We start from the raw sequence: 12,116 nt of genomic DNA, 5'->3' as shown, positions 1-12,116 counted from the left end.
AACAAAACAGCTGTTTTGATGCCCCTACCGGTGAGCAAGGTCACCGGCAGGGCATGTAGAGTTGCGAGCAAAAAGGGTCAGAGCGAGTAGGGGAGTCTCGATTCGTTGACCAGTCGCGACAGGGCTGTCACTACATGAGGGTCAAACTGGGTGCCGGAGCGTGACTGGATATACTCCATGGTCTGCGCCAGCGTCCAGGGCTCCTTGTAGGGGCGCTTGCTGAGTAGGGCATCGAATACATCGACTACCGCCACAATCCGCGCCGACAGCGGGATCTGCTGACCAGCCAGCTGCTGCGGATAGCCCTTGCCATCGAAATGCTCGTGGTGGCCCCGGGCGATTTCGGCGCCGAGAGAGAGGTAGCTGGTTCCCTCCACCATTTCGCCCGCCTTGTGCAGGATATTGGCGCCGATGCCGGCATGCTGCTCCATGATGGCCCGCTCTTCCGGGTCGAAACGGCCGGGCTTGTGCAGGATATGATCCGGGGTGCCCACCTTGCCCACATCGTGCAGAATGGAGGCCATGCCGATCATCTCGACAAACTCCGGAGTCAGCTGCTCGGGATAGGCCGCCATCTGCTTCAATTCGGCCACGATGGCATCCGAGAGCTTCTGCACCCGCAAGACATGCTCGCCGGTATCGGAGTCGCGAAACTCCGCCAGCGCCGCTAGCGCCACCACGGTGGCCTCCTGGGCGCGCAGCAATTGGTTGTAGAGATAGAGGTTGTCGTAGGCCGCCGAGATGCGCTGGCAGAAGACATCCAGCAGATCGCACTCGAGGGGATCGAGAGGCTGGGTCGGGGTAAAACTCAGCACGAACTCGCGACCATTCTGGGCTGCGATATAGAGGGAGTCCTGCGGGTGTTCAAAGCGGTTGCAGCGCGCCGCCAGTGCCTTCATGACCGAGTCATTGAGGGTGGGGAAGTCGGTGATCTTGCCATCATCCAGCAGAGTCTCGTAGTCGCCGGTAGCGGCGAGGATCTCCAGCCCCTGTTCGCCGGGACGGCGCTCGGCACAGATAGCCCCTTCGGTGCCCACATCGAGAATGGCGCTGATCTGTTTCAGCACGCCGGAGGCAAACTCCTTGAGTGAATGAAGATGGTAGAGATCGCCCGCTCCTTCCAGAATTTTGCCGAGCCCTTGACGGCTCTTGTCGATGGCACTGAGGGTTTCGTATGAACGCAGGGATGCGATGACAGTGGTGTAGAGCTTTTGTACCGTCAGCTCGGTCTTGGTCTTGTAGTCATTGATGTCGTAATCGAGGATCACCCGCTGCTCGGGGGCTTGGCCGGGTTGGCCGGTACGCAGCACGATCCGCACCAGCGAGTTGTGCATTTCGTTGCGGATCCGGTGTACCAGCCGCAGACCTGCGTCTTCGGTCTCCATCACCACATCGAGCAGGATCAGCGCAATCCTGGGATTGGCCTCCAGCATGCGGCCAGCTTCGGCGCCGCTGTAGGCATTGAGCAGCTCCAGCGGACGGGATTTGTAGTGAATGTTGGAGAGGGCCAGGCGGGTGGCATGATGGATATCCGGCTCATCATCCACGATCAGCACTTGCCATGGGTTGAGTGCCTTGGGGACCACGACCTCCTCATCATCGAGTTCGATGATGTCGTCGTCCAGCAAGATATCGTCCTTGTCTTGGGCACTGCTCATATCGGTTACGCCTCCGGCGCTCAATGAGTATGTGAACAGTATGCACGATCACATCCTCTCGGATCATCAGGATAAGTAGATATCGTGAGCTGGCTCCGCCTCTTTATCGCTACTCGAAAGGTTCCAGATACCCCTGGATCGACTTCTTCAACCAGGCCAACACCTTGCCGTGATAGGCGTTTTCCGCCAGATAGACCCCGTAATCCCGCCACTGCAGGCTGAACTTGTGTTTCAGAGTCAGCAGGGAGCCTTGTCGCAGCTGGCTCTGGATCAGTGGCGAGGGGAGCACCGCCCAGCCCAGTCCGTCCAGCACCGCATTGCGCATCAACTCGAAGCTGGAGAGGCCGATATGCTGGCCTCCCACAGGTAGCAGGCTTTTTACCGAAAATTCATCTACATACGAGAGGGTAACTTGGGTGTGATCGGTCAGATCCTGCTGTTTGACCCGCTTCAGTCCGGCTAGCGGATGGCTGGGTGCCACCACCATCAGGGTGCGGATCGGGTTGAGCACGTCGATATTGAGGCCGCTGCGCTCCTGATCTTCGGTAATAAGGCCAAAGGCGGCATCGACGAATCCCTCTTCCACCAGCGCTGGCAGTTCAGGCGGAGAGGCGAGCACCAGCGAGATACTGGTGCCGGGAAACTGGTTGTGCAGGCTGGCCAGCATCTCGCGCCACACCGGCTCGGGAATGGCGTCATCACGGGCGACTCGCAGCGCCACTTCGGCTCCCGAGGCGTAATGTTTGCACTTCTGCTGCAGGCTGTTGGCTGCCTGCAGCAGGCGGGTGCAATCATCCAGCACCAGCTCGCCGATTTCGGTCAGGCGACTCTGATTGGCGCCTCGTTCAAAAAGTTCGACGCCAAGCTCAACTTCCAGCGCTGCGATGGCGGTGCTGACGGCGCTGCGGCTTTTGCCGAGGCGACGGGCGGTGTTGGCAATAGAGCCGCTATTGGCGGACTCTACAAAGAGTTCTATTTGATATAGCTTCATGTTTTACAGGCTGTGGCGGAGTTTTTCACCATCACCTTAGCGTGCCGAACCAAGGCAAGGCAAACCTGTAGCGTCGGAATAATCGACGCTGAGCGATTGTCGCGAGTTGCTTCTCCCCGTTTACCATCTCTCCCGTCGAAGCAACAAAGGCATCTTATATGTTATTAAGTCGTATGTTTCTGGCCCGGCTGTTTTTGACCGGCGCCATCGTGACCGAGGTCGCCGGTACCTCCAGCATGGCCATGATCCCCGAGCAGGGAGCTGGCTGGATGAATTACATCCCGATGTGGCTGTTGATCGGTTTCTCGTACTGGTTGCTGGCGAAAGCCGCCAAAACAATCTCCATTGGTATTGCGTTTGCGCTCTGGGAGGGGCTCGGGATCACCCTGATCACCATAGTGTCGGTCATGTTCCTTGGTTACGATGTGACCGTTCAGGAGCTGATTGGCCTGGCTCTCGCGATAGTGGGGATTGTTATGGTGACCATGGGGGAGACCCATGATGAGCCCGCAGACAAGTCAGTAGAAGCGGAGGCCACAGCATGAGTCCGTTTGTGATTGTACTGGGTGCCGCACTGATCGATATCGGCGCCAACATGGCCATCAACCGCTCCAACGGGTTTCGTTACAAGGGGTGGGGATTCCTGGGGATCATGCTGGTACTCGGCGCCTTTACCCTGCTCTCGGAAGCGGTAAGTGGCGGCCAGATTGACCTGGCTGTTGCCTACGCCACCTGGGGGGCTATCGGCATCGTCGGTACGGCGCTGGGCGGTTTGCTCTTCTTCGGTGAGCGGCTCAAGCCCATCGGCTGGGCTGGCATGATGGTGATGGCGCTGGCTGTCGTTATGCTGACTACCGCCTGATAACCTGAAGCAATAAGAAAAGCCGCCCGGTTGCAACCGGGCGGCTTTTGTTTGGCTGATTGCTTGGTCGATGCAGGCTCAGCGCGGCGCTTCGTAGAGCTCCAGCGGCAGGCCGTCGGGGTCGGCGAAGAAGGTAAAGCGCTTGCCGGTCAGCTCGTCCACCCGTACCGGCTCTACCTCGACCCGATGGGCCAGCAGGTGGGCGATGACCCGGTCAAGGTCGCTGACCCGAAAGGCGAGATGGCGCAGGCCGCACGCCTCGGGGCGGGAGGGGCGCTCGGGAGGCGAGGGGAAGCTGAACAGCTCCAGCTGGCTGCCGTCCGGCAGGGCCAGATCCAGTTTCCATGACTGGCGCGCCTCGCGCAGGGTCTCGGCGATAATGGGTAGCCCCAGCACCTCGTGGTAGAAGTGGCGCGAGCGTGGGTAATCGCTGGCGATGATGGCCACATGGTGGATGGCGTCAAACAGCGGAAAGGTCATGGTGTTTCCTTGTCAGCAGCATAGTGAACGGGCAGCCTGCGCTGCCCGTGTCGTTGATCTAGTTAAAGAAACCGCCGAACCAGTCATCCAGCGCACTGCGCGGCGTCGCGCTGCTGGCGCAGCCGGCCGGGGAGCCCATGGTGGAGGCTTTGGCCGGCACCTGCAGGCTGCCCGGGCAGTCGCTGGCGACGCGGGTGCCGCTGGCGCGGGAGAAGTTGGCCCAGGTGACCCCTTCCGGCATCTTCAGTCCCAGACTGTTGACGCCGCGCTGGCTCATGTAGCCGCTAAAGAGCTGCAGGGCACCGCTGGCACCGGTCAAACCTGCCGGGGTATTGTCGTCGCGACCGACCCAGATACTGACCAGTTCGTTGTTGTCCATCCCGGCAAACCAGGAGTCGCGCAGCTCGTTGGTGGTGCCGGTCTTGGCCGCCATGGTGGCGCCCGGGAACTTGGCACTGAGCGCGCGGGCCGTACCCTGACTCACCGTCTTGGTCATGGCGAACAGGGTTAGCCAGCTTGCTTGCAGGTCGGTGACTCGCTTGGCGGTCTGATCATGCTGATAGAGCAGGCTGCCATCCCCGTTCACCACGGCGCGAATGGCCGATAGCGGCTGGGTCAGCCCCTGATTGGCGATGGGCAGATACATCTGGTTCACCTCCAGCGGGGAGAGGGCCACCGCCCCCAGCACCAGCGACGGATAGGGCTGGATCTCCTGCTGGACTCCCAGTTTGTGCAGGGTATCGACCACCTTCTCCAGCCCCACCTGCAGACCCAGATTGACTGTCGGCACGTTGAGTGAGCTGGCCAGCGCATCCATTAGCGGCACGCTCTGGCGGAACTTGCGATCGTAGTTTTGCGGTGTCCAGACCTGGCCATCCTGACCGCGAATACGGATCGGCTGATCTTTGAGTGGGGTCGCGAGCGTCAGGCCGTTGGAGAGACCGGTGAGGTAGACCGCCGGTTTCACTAGCGAGCCGATCTGGCGGCGGGCATCCAGCGCCCGGTTGAACCCTGCGTAGCGGGGATCGCGGCCACCCACCAGTGCGACTACTTCGCCCTTGTGCCAGTCGGAGACCACCATGGCCGCCTCCAGCTTCTTCTTGCCGCGCAGTTTCTCGATATCGGCGAGGCCCGATTCGACCGCCCGCTCGGCCGCGTGCTGGGCGATGGGGTCGAGGCTGGTGAAGATCTTGAGGCCGGACTGCTTGAGCAGATCGGCGCCGAAGCGGCTCTGGATCTCTCGCTTGAGCAGTCCCATAAAGGCCGGGGTGCGACCATAGCTCATCTGGCCACGGGCGATGATGCCGAGGGGTTGGCGGCTGGCCAGCTCATATTCGGCCTGGGTCAGGCTGCCGTGATCCATCAGCAGCTTCAGTACCAGATCCCGGCGAGTCTTGGCCCGCTCCGGGAAGCGCCATGGGTCGTAATAGGAGGGGCCTTTCACCAGACCGACCAGCAGGGCCACCTGATCGATATCCAGCTCGTTGACCGGAATGCCGAAGTAGAAGTAGGAGGCGAGGCCGAAGCCGTAGACCCCTTGCGAGAAGTTCTGCCCCAGATAGACCTCGTTGAGGTAGGACTCCAGGATCTCGTCCTTGCTGTAGCGATAGTCGATCAGTACCGCCATGTAGGCTTCCTGCAGTTTTCGCCACAGGCTGCGCTCGCGGGTCAGGAAGAAGTTTTTGGCCAGCTGCTGGGTCAGGGTACTGCCCCCCTGCACGGTACGACCCGCGATCAGGTTGGCGAACATGGCCCGCATGATGGCGACCGGCGAGACGCCGCCATGCTGGTAGAAGTCGCGATCTTCGGTGGTGAGCAGGGTCACCAGCAGGCTGTCGGGCACTTCGGCGATACGCACCAGCAGGCGATCTTCCCGATCTTCGGTATTGAGGCGATCGAGCAGCACCGGGTCCATCTGGGCGTAACCGAGCTGGCGCTGGTTCTCCAGCGACTGGATCCCCTCAAGGCGCGGGCCGTTGAAGGTGAGGCGCAGGCCACGGGCTCCGTCGGCGCCGTCATAGAACTCGAAGGGACGGCGAATCAGCTCGATGCGATTGCCGTTGATGGTGTATTCACCCGGCGTGTGAGGCTGGCGCACCTGCTTGTAGCTCAGCATGTTGAGCTCGCGCAGCATCTGGTCCCGCGACAGGCGCTGGCTGGGGTAGAGCTCCAGCGGGCGGCTATAGACCATCACCGGCAGCTGCCACTTCTCGCCATCGAAGCGCTCGCGCACCTTGGTATCGAGGTAGATGCCAAACACCACCATAAAGGCCGCCACCACCAGCGAGAGCTTGAAGCCAAGCCAGAACAGCTTGCGCCAGATGGTGCGTTTGGGCGCTGCCTTCTTGGGGGCACGCTTGCGTCGTTGGGTTGCCATAAATCCTCTTTGCTTTCCTTTCTACTTGTTATGTCGCATTCGCGAACGTTCGAGCGGGATTAACCCGCCGAACCTAGATGCCCATCTTCTTTTTGGTGACTTTGGTCGGCATCGCTTCCAGCGGATTATCCGGCCAGTAGTGGCGGGGATAGCGCCCCTTCATCTCTTTCTTCACCTGCTCGTAAGAGCCAGCCCAAAAGGCGGCCAGATCGGCAGTGATCTGCAGCGGTCGCTGGGCGGGGGAGAGCAGCTCCACCACCAGCGGCACCCGGCCATCGACCACGCAGGGGGTCGAGCCTTGCCCGAACATCTCCTGAATGCGTACCGGGATCACCGGTGCCTGCCCCGGCTGATAGCGGATCCGCACCCGGCTGCCGGTCGGTGCCGCAAAGTGGCTCGGCAGTGCCTCGTCCAGCCGTTTGGGCAGTGGCCAGGGCAGGGATTGGCGCAGGATGTCGCTCATATTGAGCCTCTTCAGCTGCTCCAGCCGGGTCATGCCGCTCACCGCTGGCAGCAACCACTGTTCCAGCGTGGCCAGCAGGCTCTCGTCATCCATCGCGGGCCACCCCTCATCGGGCAGCCAGTCGCGGGCGCAGCGCAGGCGGGCCAGCAGCCCTTCGCTGCTCTCGTCCCACGGCAGCACATGCAGCCCCTTGCGGCGAATGCCTTGCAGCAGGCAGCGCCCTTTCTGCTCGTCAGAGAGTTCGGTCAGCGGTCGCTGGCTCAGCACCAGCTCGCCGATCACCTGCTGGCGTTCGGCGCGCACCCGCTCTTCCCGCTCATCCCAGTCGAACCACTGCCGTTCGCTCACCAGTTCCGGCAGCAGGCGCACCAGCTCGTCCAGATCGACCGGTTCGGCGATAAAGATGCGGTTGCCGCGATCGTTCTGCCCCATCTCGATAGCGATAAGGGCCCCTTGTCCCTGACAGGGATGACCTTCTACCAGATCGCAGCTCACCCCACCACTGAGTTGATAGCGACTGCCGCTGCGCAGTTTGCCGATGCGATCCGGCCAGGCGAGGGCGCAGAGCAGCCCCAGCCACTGACCCTGCGCACTGGCAGGGCGGGCGCCAAGCCGTTCAAACCAGCGGGCCGCGCTCTGGCGCAGGGCGTTTTGACGGCGGAGGAACAGCACAGAGAGGCGCTCCGATCCTCGCAGATCTTCTTCCTGCAACGCCACCAGATAAGCAGCATCGGCGACAATCCCTGTCAGACCCTCGGACTCCAGCTCGCGGGCGCGCAGCAGCATGCGGGCGAGGCGAGGGTGGGTACCGAAGGCGGCCATGGCACGGCCAGCGGGAGTGAGTTGTTGCTCACCCTCCGGCTTCATGGCGCCAAGAGCCACCAGTAGCCGCTGGGCGCTGGCCACCGCAGCGGCTGGGGGCATGTCCAGCAGCGGCAGATCTGCCACCTTTGCCCCCCACTGGGCGGCGTCCAGCAGCAGGCCGGTCAGCTCCTGAGTGAGGATATCTGGCGGGCTCTGCTCGGCGAGTCGCTCCTGCACCTCGCTGCTCCAGAGCCGGTAGCAGACGCCGGGGCCGAGACGGCCAGCGCGGCCTGCCCGCTGGGTGGCGGAGGATTTGGCTATCTGGCGGGTTTCCAGCCGGGTGACACCGCTTTTCAGATCATAGGAGGCCCGTCGTTCCAGCCCGCTGTCGATCACCACCGAAATCCCCTCAATAGTGAGGGAGGTCTCAGCCACATTGGTGGTGAGCACCAGCTTACGGCGGCCCGCAGGCGCCGGTTCGATAGCCGCCTGCTGGGCTGCCATATCGAGGCGGCCGTAGAGGGGGGCGAGGGTCACGTCGTCCGGCAGTTTGTCTGCCAACCATTGCGCCAGTCGCTCGATCTCACCCTGTCCCGGCAGAAAGACCAGCAGGCTGCCATCTTGCTCGGCCAGCGCTTCGAGTACCACGGCGCCGACCTGCGGCTCCAGCCACTGCTGGCGATTGGCGGGGCGGTAGTGATAGTCGATGGGAAAACCGCGCCCCTCGGAGCGAACCACAGGGGCATCCGGCAACAAGGTCTCGAGTGCCATGCCATCCAGGGTTGCGGACATCACCAGGAGCTTGAGATCATCGCGCAATCCCTGCTGGCTCTCGATGGCGAAGGCCAGCGCGGTATCGGCGTGCAGACTGCGTTCGTGGAACTCATCGAAGATCACCAGCGAGACGCCAGTCAGCTCAGGGTCCTGCTGCAACATCCGGGTCAGCACCCCTTCGGTGACGATCTCGAGCCGGGTCGCTGAGCTGGTGCGGCTCTCGCCACGCACCCGCAGGCCGATGCGCTCGCTCACCTTCTCCCCCAGCTGACGGGCCAGAAAAGTGGCGATATTGCGCGCAGCCAGGCGCCTTGGTTCCAGCATGATGATGCGGCCGGGCAGCCGGTTCTGACGCACCAGCTCCAGCGGCAGCAGAGTCGATTTGCCCGCGCCGGGTGGCGCCTGCAGGATCACGCAGGTGTGGCTGTCGAGGGCGGCAAAGAGTTCGGGCAATACCGAAACGATGGGGAGCTGGGACAAAGCGATGAGCACCTTCTGTAGCAACCGGTAAAACGGCGCCTATTCTGCCACAGCCACCCGCGCCACCGTGAGTGGATGTGCGGATATGGCCACTCGGGTGGGAGGGTGGCGAGACATGGCCGGATGGCTGCCATAGAATGGGCCCATCCAATGAGCGTGAAAAAGGCATTATCACCACATGGCCAAACTCTTCTTTGCCCTGCCCGTCAAGGAGCTCGCCCCCGAGCTCATCGCCTGGCGCGATCAGCAGCCCTGGCCCGGTCAGCCGGTGCCGCAAGCCAACCTCCACCTGACCCTGGCATTTCTGGGTGAGGCGGACGAGTTGACCACCCGCCGCCTGATCGCCGCCGTGGAGCGTCAGCACTGTCCGCCGCTCTCCATCAGGTTGGATGAGACCGGCTGGTTCAGCCGGGCCAAGGCTGCCTGGATTGGCCCGAAGGAGTGGCCCAACGAGCTGACCGTGCTGGCAAAGGCGCTGCGCCGCCACGGCGAGAAGTTGCGTCTTGGCAATGGCGAGCAGGGTTATCGCCCCCATGTCACCCTGTCGCGCAAGGCGGGTGAGGCTCCGGCCATCCTGCCTGCCCCAAATTTTCTGCTGCAGGCCGATGAGTTCTGCCTCTATCAATCCATCTCGACTCCGGACGGGGGACGCTACGAGCCGCTTGCCTGCTGGCCGCTGCGCGCCCGGGTAAAAGAAGACGCGCGGAGGGCTAACCCGTGATCTTTGATCCCCCCCTGCAATCGGGCCAGCTGGTGGCCCGCTACAAGCGCTTTCTGACCGATGTGCAACTCGATAACGGCGAGGTCATTACCATCCATTGCGCCAATACCGGTGCCATGACCGGTTGTGCCGATCCGGGCACCCGGGTCTGGTACTCCACCTCCGATAACCCCAAGCGCAAGCTGCCCAACAGCTGGGAGATCGCCGAGAGCCCGGCGGGCCACTTTATCTGCGTCAACACGGCGCGCGCCAACCAGATCGCCCGGGAGTTGATCGAGCAGGAGGCTATCGCTCCGCTGGCGGGTTACAGCCGCTTGCGCACCGAGGTGAAGTATGGCGAAGAGAACAGTCGCATCGATCTGTTGCTGGAAGATGACGAGAAGGGCAATTGTTACATCGAGGTAAAATCAGTCACCCTGCTCGACGAACGTGAACATCCGGGTATGGGCTACTTCCCCGATGCAGTCACCGCCCGTGGTGCCAAGCATTTGCGCGAGTTGATGGCGATGAAAGCTGCGGGCCACAGGGCCGTGCTGCTATTTATGGTGTTGCACTCCGGAATAAGCCGGATGCGCCCTGCAACCCATATAGATCCGCACTATAGTCTGCTAATTGAGCAGGCAATCGCGGCGGGGGTTGAAATTTTATGCTATCGGCCCCATGTTGGGGTGCAAGGCATGGTGGCTCAAGGGTTTATCCCGTTTGAATCTGGTCACCTGTTACCCGAGGGGAGTGCATAAATATTGGAGTGGGTAACATTATTGGTACGGCTCGTTTGCTTACCCGTTACCCTTCTGCTATAGATGTCGCCCTCAATTTATGGATGGCACGGGTAGCGTGCTGAATTAGGAGACAGGGCATGCCAACAGGCGAAAACAGGAAATCTCTGGGCCCCCTGGCCATTGCGGGTGTCGCGCCTTACCAGGAAAAGCCGGGTGAGGAGTACATGAATGACCAACAAAAGGCGCATTTTCGCAAGATCCTGGGTGCCTGGCGCAACCAACTGATGCAGGAAGTTGATCGTACAGTCGACCATATGAAAGACGAGGCTGCCAACTTCCCGGATCCCGTGGATCGTGCCGCGCAAGAAGAAGAGTTCGCTCTTGAACTGCGTACCCGCGACCGTGAACGCAAGCTGATCAAGAAGATCGAGAAGACCTTGCAGCTGCTTGAAGACGATGATTTCGGTTACTGCGAACATTGCGGTATCGAGATCGGTATCCGTCGTCTGGAAGCCCGTCCGACTGCCGACCTCTGTGTCGATTGCAAGACGCTGGCCGAGATCAAGGAAAAACAGATGGCCGGTTGATCCCGACCCTCTGGTATATGAAAAAGGGAGCTCGCGGGCTCCCTTTTTTATTGAGCTTTTGGCGGTCGCGCCCCAGAATGCAGCCTCAATGAATCGCTTATCCGAATAGTCATGCCAGTGAATTCCCCATCCTCACCCCTTGTGCGCCCCTATGTCGGCCGCTTTGCCCCCTCCCCCTCAGGCCCGCTTCATTTCGGTTCGCTGATCGCCGCCCTCGGCAGCTTTTTGCAGGCCAGAGCGCAGCAGGGGCGCTGGCTGGTGCGCATCGAAGATATCGATCCGCCGCGGGAGATGGCAGGGGCAGCGCACCTGATCCTCAAGACTCTTGAGGCATATGGCCTCGAGTGGGATGGGGAGGTGATGTTCCAGAGCGCGCGCCACGGCCGTTATGACGAGATCATCGACCAGCTCTATCGGGCGGGGGACCTCTACTGGTGCCGTTGCACCCGGCGCGAAATTATGGCCGCGGGCGGTCTCTACAGCGGCCACTGCCGCACGCTGGGGCTTGCGGCCGAAGGTTGCGCTGCCCGGCTGCGCCAGCACCATCCGGTCTACCACTTCGACGATCGCTTGCAGGGCCATATCGCGGTACCGGCGGCGCTCGCCGAGGAGGATTTCATTATCCGTCGCCGCGACGGGCTCTACGCCTACAACCTGGCGGTGGTGGTAGATGATATGGACAGCGGCATCACCGAGATAGTGCGCGGTGCCGATCTGCTGGAGCCCACGGTGCGCCAGATTGCCCTCTACCAGACCCTGGGGGCGCCGGTGCCCGACTGGGTGCACCTGCCGCTGGCGGTGCTGGCAGATGGCAACAAGCTCTCCAAGCAGAACCATGCGCCGGCCCTCGCGCTTGATGAGGTGCGACCAGCCTTGTGGCAGGCGCTGCACTTCCTCGGCCAGTGCCCGCCGCCCGAGCTGATGGCGAGCCGGATCGACGAGATCATCGAATGGGGCATCGCTAACTGGCAGCTAGAACGGGTGCCAGCCAGCGAGAAGATCCCGCTGGACATTGAGTAAAGAGAGCCGGTTTTCGTGTAATAGGACGTGAGCTGGGCGCTGATAGACCGCTATTTTCGCTGGCAGACGGTTTCATGCGGGATCAATTGTCAGCACGGTTTTTCATTTGGTCAGGTGTGAGCTATGTGCAGATTGACCGCTATTTTCGCTGGCAGACGGTTTCATGCGGGATCAATT

At 61.7% G+C, this 12,116-nt stretch carries 11 protein-coding genes; 6 read left to right on the top strand and 5 right to left on the bottom strand.

The genetic code is table 11. The features are described 5' to 3' along the window. Window positions 1-77: 77 nt before the first annotated feature. Together I6L34_RS07145 and I6L34_RS07140 are read right to left on the bottom strand one after the other, a co-directional pair. Window positions 78-1,658, bottom strand: a complete 1,581-nt coding sequence (locus tag I6L34_RS07145; protein ID WP_101529634.1) for a DUF3369 domain-containing protein — start codon at window positions 1,656-1,658, stop codon at window positions 78-80. 109 nt (window positions 1,659-1,767) lie between these two features. Continuing rightward, window positions 1,768-2,649 carry a LysR family transcriptional regulator gene (locus I6L34_RS07140; protein ID WP_005354677.1) on the bottom strand — a complete coding sequence of 294 codons (882 nt, stop codon included), beginning with the start codon at window positions 2,647-2,649 and terminating at the stop codon, window positions 1,768-1,770. 158 nt (window positions 2,650-2,807) lie between these two features. Here I6L34_RS07140 and I6L34_RS07135 point away from each other — a divergent pair, with 158 nt between their 5' ends. Together I6L34_RS07135 and I6L34_RS07130 are read left to right on the top strand one after the other, a co-directional pair. Next, entirely contained in the window at window positions 2,808-3,194 is a 387-nt protein-coding gene (locus I6L34_RS07135; RefSeq protein WP_005335660.1) for a multidrug efflux SMR transporter, read from the top strand. After that, window positions 3,191-3,511, top strand: a complete 321-nt coding sequence (locus I6L34_RS07130) for an SMR family transporter (protein WP_216956320.1) — start codon at window positions 3,191-3,193, stop codon at window positions 3,509-3,511. Before I6L34_RS07135 ends, I6L34_RS07130 begins: the two co-directional genes overlap by 4 nt. Before the next feature lie 78 nt (window positions 3,512-3,589). Here the strand turns inward: I6L34_RS07130 and I6L34_RS07125 are convergent, their stop codons facing one another. The 3 genes from I6L34_RS07125 to hrpB form a co-directional block, all read right to left on the bottom strand. Continuing rightward, entirely contained in the window at window positions 3,590-3,991 is a 402-nt protein-coding gene (locus I6L34_RS07125; protein ID WP_005362902.1) for a VOC family protein, read from the bottom strand. A 58-nt stretch (window positions 3,992-4,049) separates the two neighbouring features. Continuing rightward, window positions 4,050-6,368 carry a penicillin-binding protein 1B gene (gene mrcB / locus I6L34_RS07120; protein ID WP_216956317.1) on the bottom strand — a complete coding sequence of 773 codons (2,319 nt, stop codon included), beginning with the start codon at window positions 6,366-6,368 and terminating at the stop codon, window positions 4,050-4,052. 73 nt (window positions 6,369-6,441) lie between these two features. Beyond that, window positions 6,442-8,889 carry an ATP-dependent helicase HrpB gene (hrpB, locus tag I6L34_RS07115; RefSeq protein ID WP_216956313.1) on the bottom strand — a complete coding sequence of 816 codons (2,448 nt, stop codon included), beginning with the start codon at window positions 8,887-8,889 and terminating at the stop codon, window positions 6,442-6,444. Window positions 8,890-9,067: 178 nt separating this feature from the next. Between hrpB and thpR the strand changes: the two genes are divergently transcribed. From thpR to gluQRS, 4 genes are all read left to right on the top strand, one after another. Further along, complete coding sequence (thpR, locus tag I6L34_RS07110) at window positions 9,068-9,610, top strand: RNA 2',3'-cyclic phosphodiesterase (protein ID WP_216956310.1); 543 nt, start codon at window positions 9,068-9,070, stop codon at window positions 9,608-9,610. Next, window positions 9,607-10,350, top strand: coding sequence for a DNA/RNA nuclease SfsA (gene sfsA / locus I6L34_RS07105; protein WP_047437797.1), 744 nt, complete (start codon window positions 9,607-9,609; stop codon window positions 10,348-10,350). The genes thpR and sfsA overlap by 4 nt, the downstream gene beginning before the upstream one ends. Before the next feature lie 119 nt (window positions 10,351-10,469). Next, window positions 10,470-10,919 (top strand): RNA polymerase-binding protein DksA, encoded by a 450-nt coding sequence (gene dksA, locus I6L34_RS07100; protein WP_005335644.1) that lies wholly within the window; start codon window positions 10,470-10,472, stop codon window positions 10,917-10,919. 111 nt (window positions 10,920-11,030) lie between these two features. Then, window positions 11,031-11,939 (top strand): tRNA glutamyl-Q(34) synthetase GluQRS, encoded by a 909-nt coding sequence (gene gluQRS, locus I6L34_RS07095; protein ID WP_216956307.1) that lies wholly within the window; start codon window positions 11,031-11,033, stop codon window positions 11,937-11,939. Window positions 11,940-12,116: the final 177 nt, after the last annotated feature.

The sequence above is a fragment of the Aeromonas sp. FDAARGOS 1404 genome (assembly GCF_019047085.1).
In the GTDB taxonomy this organism is placed as follows: domain Bacteria; phylum Pseudomonadota; class Gammaproteobacteria; order Enterobacterales; family Aeromonadaceae; genus Aeromonas; species Aeromonas veronii.
Note: the sequence above shows the minus strand (reverse complement) of the source record. Positions and strands in the feature narration are given on the sequence as shown.